This window comes from Oceanobacillus sp. NCCP-135, from assembly GCF_059698015.1.
The window spans coordinates 22,073-29,755 of record NZ_BAAKSZ010000034.1 but is presented as its reverse complement, the minus strand read 5'-3'; the positions used below and the strand labels follow the sequence as shown (position 1 = coordinate 29,755).

The window sequence follows — 7,683 nt, the reverse complement described above, 5'->3', positions numbered from 1 at the left end:
AAAATAAAACCTTTATTTTTTTGCTCGTAAAACTAGAAAAGTGGCACATCGCAAAAAGCTCCTTAAGCAAACCTCTTTTCATATATTGAGATATTATGTATAATAAAAATGAATAAAAGAATAATCGATTCCATCTTCGGGGCAGGGTGAAATTCCCGACCGACGGTAAGTAGCATGTTGCTATCAGTCCGTGACCCACTTAGTACCATAATGAGTGGCTGATCTGGTGTAAGTCCAGAACCGACAGTTACAGTCTGGATGGGAGAAGATGTCGAGCCATTAGTTGATACATATTCATGTGTCGCTATTTTCCTGTGAATTAATAAACCCTAAAGCCCCATTAGGCTTTAGGGTTTTTATGTGTTTTTTTCATAAAGCGGGATGAGGCCAATCCTTCATTACGAGATTGGAATCGATTTAAGATGAAGGAGGAGAATGATGATGCAAAAAACAAACAAACCATCATCAAATTTATTAAAGCTTATCATTCTAGCATTGCTAGGAACTATTTCACTTGTATTATTTTTCCTGAATTTCCCATTGCCATTGTTGCCAGCCTATTTAAAAATTGATTTTAGTGATGTGCCTGCATTAATGGCTGGTCTGATTTTTTCACCAATAGCAGGGGTTATAGTAGTTGCAGTGAAAAATATCTTATATTTAGCGGTATCCGGAGCTGGAGATCCTATAGGAGTTACAGCAAACTTCTTAGCAGGGGTTATGTTTGTTGTTCCGGTTTCAGTTTTATACCATAAATTTAAGGGTGTAAAAAGCATTGTGTCTGGATTAGTTGCTGGAACAATTATTATGGCTATTGGGATGAGTGTACTGAACTATCTCTTTATTTTACCAGCATATGGATGGTTTATGGGGTGGGAAATGACAGAACAATTTAAATGGTTTTCAGTATATGCAGGGATCTTACCATTTAATATGATAAAAGGTATTGTGGTAGGTTTACTTTTTGTTCCTTTATTTATAAAAATGCGCAGCTGGATTGAACAAAAACAAGCAAAGTTTGTATAAATTTAAGAAAAAGCTAATCCTTAAAGAAAGGGTTAGCTTTTTTTTAAAACGAAAATACAAAAATTTGTTCTACTTTATTATTTTGTACTGTATTAAAACACTTTATCATAAGAGGAGAATAACAATAGACTATTTTACTCTGCAATATAATAACGATGAAAAAGGCTTGAACAATTTAAAAAAATATGGAGAATTATCGCCCGGAGCACGAGAATATCGTCCGGAGAGCGGAGATATCGCCTGGAGCACGAGAATATCGCCTGGAGCACGAGAATATCGTCCGGAGAGCGGAGATATCGTCCGGAGAGCGGAGATATCGTCCGGAGAGCGGAGATATCGCCTGGAGCACGAGGGATATCGTCCGGAGCACGAGAATATCGTCCGGAGAGCGGAGATATCGCCCGGAGAGCGAGAATATCGCCCGGAGAGCGGAGATATCGTCCGGAGAGCGAGGGATATCGTCCGGAGAGCGGAGATATCGCCCGGAGCACGAGAATATCGCCCGGAGAGCGGAGATATCGCCTGGAGCACGAGAATATCGCCTGGAGCACGAGAATATCGCCTGGAGCACGAGAATATCGTCCGGAGAGCGGAGATATCGCCCGGAGCACGAGAATATCGCCTGGAGCACGAGGGATATCGTCCGGAGCACGAGAATATCGTCCGGAGAGCGGAGATATCGTCCGGAGAGCGAGAATATCGCCCGGAGCACGAGGGATATCGGCCGGAGCACGCATATATTTTTTAGAAAACAGACATATGGGCAGAACACAACAGAAAAGTCCGCCAATCATGAAAGGCGGACACAGGTTATTCCTCTTCTTCAACTAAATTCCTTGCCATTGGCTGTACTTTTAGACGTTCAATTGGAATTGGTTTTCCAGATTTCTCACTATATCCGTAGGTACCATTTTCAATACAATTCAGTGCGGTGTCAATTTCCTGAAATTTTTCCTTTCGTACAATGTCCAGACCAGCATCTCGTTCATGCTCGAATTGCTCTGTCCCCATGTCATCTAGGTGATTGTCATAATCTGCCAGCTCACCAATGGCATCATTAGGTCCAAATCCTTATTTTTATTAATAAGTGCTTCGTTTTCCTTTTTCATTTCCAGTAACTGTTTTTTAAAGTAATTTATTTTTTCATTGGTAAGTTTTTCATGTTTAGTCATTGTAATCACCGTTCCCTTAGTTTATTAGTTTACTTTTTAGGAACAATTCCAATCGTGCATCTTGAAATACATATTAGATTATCCTGTTCATCAACAATTTTAATTTCCCATACCATTGTTGTTTTTCCCGTATGAAGTGGTGTGGCTTTCGCAGTTACAATTCCTTCTCGTTTGCTTTTAATGTGATTTGCATTAATTTCAATGCCAAATACATTTACTTTTTCAGAATCAACATGTGCAAATGCACCAATACTGGCAGCTGTTTCTGCTAGAGCCACACTGGCACCTCCATGCAGGTAGCCAACAGGCTGGTGTGTTCTCCTGTCTACGGGCATCGTTAAAACGATTAAATTTTTATCCAGTGATATCAATTCGATTCCTAATGCTTCCATTAACGTATTATCAAAATTCATTGTCCCAATTCCCCTTTTTGAACAATATTTTTAGATGAAATCACTAATTAGTAATGATAAACCTAGTAACAAACCATAAATTGTATTCGTTTTACCAGTTGCAGCCATTGCGGGCATCATTTCGATTGGTTGTGTTTTTCCCCTGAATTTATATATAACATCAGTAGCTTTTAGAATTGTAAACAGAGAAATAAGCGACCATAAAGGAAGGATACCTGTAATAATAAATATAGCTGTAAGAAGAAATGCTATGGCAAAGAGTAATGCGAGAAAAACTACTGCATTTTTTCTTCCTATTAAAATAGCAATTGTCTTGCGCCCATTTGCTTTATCCCCATCTAAGTCACGGATGTTATTCGAAAGCATAATTGTTCCTATAAAGATAGCTATTGGAATAGAAACCAAAATAACATTTGCTGTAACAGTTTGTGTTTGGATAAAATAACTTATGCCAATAATAACTGTTCCCATAATGAAACCTGAGAAAAGTTCACCTAATGGTGTGTATGCAATTGGAAAAGGTCCGCCTGTATATAAATAGCCGAAAAGCATACAGATTAAACCAATTACAGCAATCCACCAGCTAGACTGTATACAAATAAACACGCCGAGTAAAATTGCAATTCCAAAAAAAACCAATGCCAGATTAAGTACTGTCTTTGGTTTGATGCCATCCCGTACAATCGTTCCACCAATGCCCACAGAATCTTCCGTATCCAGGCCGCGTACATAATCATAATATTCATTGAACATATTTGTCGCAGATTGGATTAGCATTGATGCAACAAGCATTGCAAGAAATACAAGTACATTTATTGAACCAACACTATATGCGAGCATGGTACCGACGAAAACGGGTATAAATGATGCTGTAAGTGTGTGTGGTCTCAGCAGGCGCCACCAGATTTGAAACCCTTCTTTTTCATTCAACACTTTTTTTAAATTTATTTTATCTGACGAGTGCATGCATGTTCTCCCCCTGAAATGTATCAATATCATTTTAATTTTAGAGAATTTGTCATAAGGTGTCAATGAACGGATTTGCTTTCTCTTGAGAAACTATGGAAAAGAGAATAAAATAGATACTGGATGTTTTCTACATCTATCCTTTTATGGAGGTTTACATGATGATTAAAATAAAGGAAGAACAACTAGAACAAATATTAGATAATGCTATTAATAAAATACAATTTCATGATGATCTTCAACTTGTCAGCATTACAAAAAAAATTACGTCTGCAGATCCGCTTCATTTTTTTGAGAGAGCTAAAGCCATTGGCAAGGATCGTACGTTTTGGACAAGTACGAAGGAGCCGTTTTATCTAGTAGGTGCTGGAAATGCATATGAAATCATTGCAGAGGATGCCCACTTTGAAGTTACAGAAGAAGAATGGAATAATATTATAGATAAAGCAATTATCCATAACCCATTTCAACATCCTGGAACTGGAGTTGTGGCCCTTGGAGGCATGTCATTTGATCCGGAAAAAGAGCAATCAGACTTATGGAATCAATTTAAACCTAGTCAATTTACCATTCCGGAATTTATGCTTACAGTCAGACAGAATCATACCTATTTTACAGCGAATGTTATTGCGAAAAAAGATGATCATTCGGTGCAATTGGCGAATGATATAAAACGGCAGGAGCAGGAACTTTTCAAACAGGTGAACGATTCTTTAACAGCAATTAATATTAAACAGAAAAAAGAAATTGAACCGGAAAAATGGAAAGAAACCGTTCGATATGCAATGGAAGTAATCCGTGATAATAAAGCAGAGAAAATTGTTTTAGCACGTGAGATGCGTTTGAAATTTGATAAGTATGCTGAAATTGGTATGATTTTAAATAAACTGATCAAAACACAATCCAATAGTTATATTTTTGCATTTGAAAAAGGAGAAGATTGTTTTGTTGGGGCAACTCCTGAAAGACTTGTAAGGGTCGAAAAAAAAAGGCTTTTATCAACATGCCTAGCCGGTACCGCTCCAAGGGGTGAAACAAAAGAAGAAGATGAGAAGATAAGTCATGATCTTTTCAACGATGAAAAAAATCGACAGGAACACGATTTTGTTGTAAAGATGATAAAGCACTCCATTAAAAACTATTGTACAAACATTAAAATACCTGATGAACCAGTTATTTATCCACTTAAAAATTTGCAGCATTTATATACACCAGTTACAGCAAGTTTGAAGGATGAGTATAGTATTTTTGATATCGTTAAACAGTTACATCCGACACCAGCACTTGGTGGAACTCCCAGGAAAGAGTCATTGGCGTTTATCCGTGAACAAGAGTTGCTGGATCGTGGCTGGTATGGTGCACCGATTGGCTGGCTTGACAGTAATCAAAATGGGGAATTTGCAGTAGCCATTCGTTCAGGACTTATTCAAGGGGATGAGGCATCATTGTTCGCCGGCTGTGGTGTGGTAAAAGATTCTGATCCGGAAGCAGAATATGAAGAAACAAATATTAAATTCCTGCCAATGTTATCCGTTTTAGGAGGGGAAGCATGAATCATACAGAGGTTTTAACACGTTATATAGCAAACTTTGTAGATGAACTAAGTGTAAACGGATTAACGGATGTAGTTATATCCCCGGGTTCAAGGTCTACACCACTTGCACTAACAATGGCAGAGCATAAACAAATAAAAGAGTGGATCATCATCGATGAAAGATCCGCTGCTTTTTTTGCGTTAGGAATAGCAAAACAAACAAAACGACCAGTTGCATTAGTTTGTACTTCTGGAACAGCGGCAGCAAATTATTTTCCGGCAATTATCGAAGCCCATTACAGCAGAGTTCCATTAGTTGTACTTACAGCCGATCGGCCACATGAATTACGTGATGTTGGTGCACCACAGGCAATTGAACAGATCAAGTTGTATGGAGAGTATGTAAAATGGTTTCAGGAAATGGCAATACCAGAAGCAACATCCGGCATGCTTGACTATGTGAGAGGCAGGGCAGCACGTTCCATGTATATGGCCCAGGAAGGGAATGCAGGACCAGTGCATTTAAACTTTCCATTTCGTGAACCACTTAACCCGGATTTTTCATTAGAAGCTATCTGGGGAGAACGAAGGCAACAATCCTATTTTCTAACCTTTAATGGTAAGAAAAGACTGAATCAAGAACATATACAACAGATTACAAAAAAATTGAAAAGCAAACAAAGAGGAGTTATTGTCTGCGGTCCTCAAATTGATGCAGAATTTGCTGGAGCGGTAACGGAATTAGCATCGCAGTGGGGATTGCCTATTTTAGCAGATCCATTATCTCAACTTCGCTCCGGGAAGCATCCTAAAGATTATGTCATCGAAGGCTATGATGCTATATTACGTAATGAAACGATTCGTGAGCAGCTGAAACCAGATTTCATTATTCGTTTTGGCGCAATGCCGGTATCTAAACCATATCTTTTTTATGTGAAACAACATAAAGAAGCTATGCAGATTGTTGTGGAAAATGTTGAAGGCTTTCGTGAGCCAACCGGTAATTCGACTGAATTTATTTTCGCTGATCCTGTTTTATTTTGCAAAGACCTGATAAAGAAAGCTACTTCGATACGTTTTGAGGCTAATTGGTTGGAAAAATGGCAGGCTAGAAATCTCATTGCAAAAAAACATTTATTAAATTTATCTGAAGAAAATGTGACTGAGGGAGAAGCAGTAAGAGGATTATTGGAGGTAATTCCGGATAACAGCAGCATCTATGTTGGCAATAGTATGGCTGTAAGAGATTTAGATACATTTTTCATGACGACATCAAAGAATATTTCTATCCTTGCTAATCGGGGGGCAAACGGAATTGACGGGATGGTCTCCAGTGGGCTTGGAGCAGCTGTTAATGGAAAAGCAGTAACGTTACTTTTAGGCGATTTATCCTTTTTTCATGATATGAACGGACTCTTGGCTGCTACGCACTATAAGTTTAACATTACCATTCTGATCATCAATAATAATGGGGGAGGGATTTTTTCGTTCCTGCCACAAGCATCTAGTAAAAAACATTTTGAAGCATTATTTGGAACACCTCTAAACATCGATTTTAAAAAGGCTATTTCGATGTATGGGGGAGAATATGCAAAGGCTGCAACTGAAGCCGAATTGAAAGAGGTGCTCTATTCAAGCTATCAGCATAATGGCTTATCTGTCGTTGAAGTAATCACGGATAGAACAGCTAATGCAGAATGGCATCGGGAAAAATGGCGGGCAATTGAAACAGAAATTTTAAAAGGTGGGGACTGATTATTGTATTATTCCATAGATAGCGACGTGTATTGGTATGAAGTCCATGGAGAAGGCATTCCACTCATCATGCTTCATGGCTTTACAGGTAGTGCTTCAACGTGGTCCGAGTTTATATCTCGCTGGCAAAAAAAACTGCAAATTATTACCATTGATTTACCAGGCCATGGTAGAACAAAAACAGCTTTTCCTAAAACAATGGAACAATGCTGTCAGAACTTAAGAAGTCTTTTTAGCTTTTTACAACTGGACAAAGTTCATTTATTAGGTTATTCCATGGGCGGGAGAACAGCTCTGTCTTTTGCCATGTTATTTCCAGAAATGATTAGGACATTATTACTGGAAAGTACATCACCTGGTCTCGAAAATGAAGAAGAAAGATTATGCAGGATAGAACATGACGAAAAACTAGCTAAAAAATTGGAAGTGGCGGGCATTGAATCATTTGTTGATTTTTGGGAAAATATACCTTTATTCCAGTCACAAAAGAATTTACCAAAAGATAAACAGCAAGCTATTAGGATGGAAAGACTATCGCAAGCTTCACTAGGATTAGCTCATTCACTTCGCTCGATGGGAACAGGTAAACAGACTTCATGGTGGAAGAAACTGAATACGTTCCAGAAACCCGTTCTATTAATGACTGGCAAGTATGATGAAAAATTTGTAAATCTCAATAAATTGATGAAAGAACGACTTCCTCAGAGTAATTTGCATGTTATTGAAGAAGCGGGTCATGCAATTCATGTGGAACAGACAGAGATTTTTGGTAAACTAGTAACTGAGTTTATTTTTTCAAATAAATAATGGAATGTTG

Annotated in this window: 9 protein-coding genes and 1 riboswitch; of the genes, 5 read left to right on the top strand and 4 right to left on the bottom strand. The window is 38.2% G+C overall.

The features are described from left to right. The first annotated feature begins 128 nt into the window (after window positions 1–128). Window positions 129–274, top strand: a riboswitch (FMN riboswitch). Between the two features lie 167 nt (window positions 275–441). Together AC6HVZ_RS17260 and AC6HVZ_RS17255 are read left to right on the top strand one after the other, a co-directional pair. After that, on the top strand, window positions 442–1,026 hold the full coding sequence (locus tag AC6HVZ_RS17260) for an ECF transporter S component (protein WP_497559372.1): 585 nt from the start codon (window positions 442–444) through the stop codon (window positions 1,024–1,026). 166 nt (window positions 1,027–1,192) lie between these two features. After that, a complete protein-coding gene (locus AC6HVZ_RS17255) occupies window positions 1,193–1,774 on the top strand; it encodes a hypothetical protein (protein ID WP_497559371.1) in 582 nt (193 codons plus the stop codon). A 62-nt stretch (window positions 1,775–1,836) separates the two neighbouring features. Here the strand turns inward: AC6HVZ_RS17255 and AC6HVZ_RS17250 are convergent, their stop codons facing one another. From AC6HVZ_RS17250 to AC6HVZ_RS17235, 4 genes are read right to left on the bottom strand one after another with little or no spacing between them, the layout of a single operon-like run. Continuing rightward, window positions 1,837–2,037 carry a TraR/DksA C4-type zinc finger protein gene (locus tag AC6HVZ_RS17250; RefSeq protein ID WP_497559370.1) on the bottom strand — a complete coding sequence of 67 codons (201 nt, stop codon included), beginning with the start codon at window positions 2,035–2,037 and terminating at the stop codon, window positions 1,837–1,839. 5 nt (window positions 2,038–2,042) lie between these two features. Then, window positions 2,043–2,198, bottom strand: coding sequence for a hypothetical protein (locus AC6HVZ_RS17245; RefSeq protein WP_497559369.1), 156 nt, complete (start codon window positions 2,196–2,198; stop codon window positions 2,043–2,045). Between the two features lie 29 nt (window positions 2,199–2,227). Further along, window positions 2,228–2,611, bottom strand: coding sequence for a hotdog fold thioesterase (locus tag AC6HVZ_RS17240; protein ID WP_497559368.1), 384 nt, complete (start codon window positions 2,609–2,611; stop codon window positions 2,228–2,230). A gap of 30 nt (window positions 2,612–2,641) precedes the next feature. Further along, window positions 2,642–3,577, bottom strand: coding sequence for a 1,4-dihydroxy-2-naphthoate polyprenyltransferase (locus AC6HVZ_RS17235; protein ID WP_497559367.1), 936 nt, complete (start codon window positions 3,575–3,577; stop codon window positions 2,642–2,644). A gap of 161 nt (window positions 3,578–3,738) precedes the next feature. Here AC6HVZ_RS17235 and AC6HVZ_RS17230 point away from each other — a divergent pair, with 161 nt between their 5' ends. The 3 genes from AC6HVZ_RS17230 to menH are packed head-to-tail and all read left to right on the top strand — an operon-like array spanning window position 3,739 to window position 7,673. Continuing rightward, the gene (locus tag AC6HVZ_RS17230) at window positions 3,739–5,130 is read left to right on the top strand and encodes an isochorismate synthase (RefSeq protein ID WP_497559366.1); all 1,392 of its coding nucleotides are present in this window, start codon (window positions 3,739–3,741) and stop codon (window positions 5,128–5,130) included. Beyond that, window positions 5,127–6,866, top strand: a complete 1,740-nt coding sequence (gene menD, locus AC6HVZ_RS17225; RefSeq protein WP_497559365.1) for a 2-succinyl-5-enolpyruvyl-6-hydroxy-3-cyclohexene-1-carboxylic-acid synthase — start codon at window positions 5,127–5,129, stop codon at window positions 6,864–6,866. Before AC6HVZ_RS17230 ends, menD begins: the two co-directional genes overlap by 4 nt. A gap of 3 nt (window positions 6,867–6,869) precedes the next feature. Further along, window positions 6,870–7,673, top strand: a complete 804-nt coding sequence (menH, locus tag AC6HVZ_RS17220; protein WP_497559364.1) for a 2-succinyl-6-hydroxy-2,4-cyclohexadiene-1-carboxylate synthase — start codon at window positions 6,870–6,872, stop codon at window positions 7,671–7,673. Window positions 7,674–7,683: the final 10 nt, after the last annotated feature.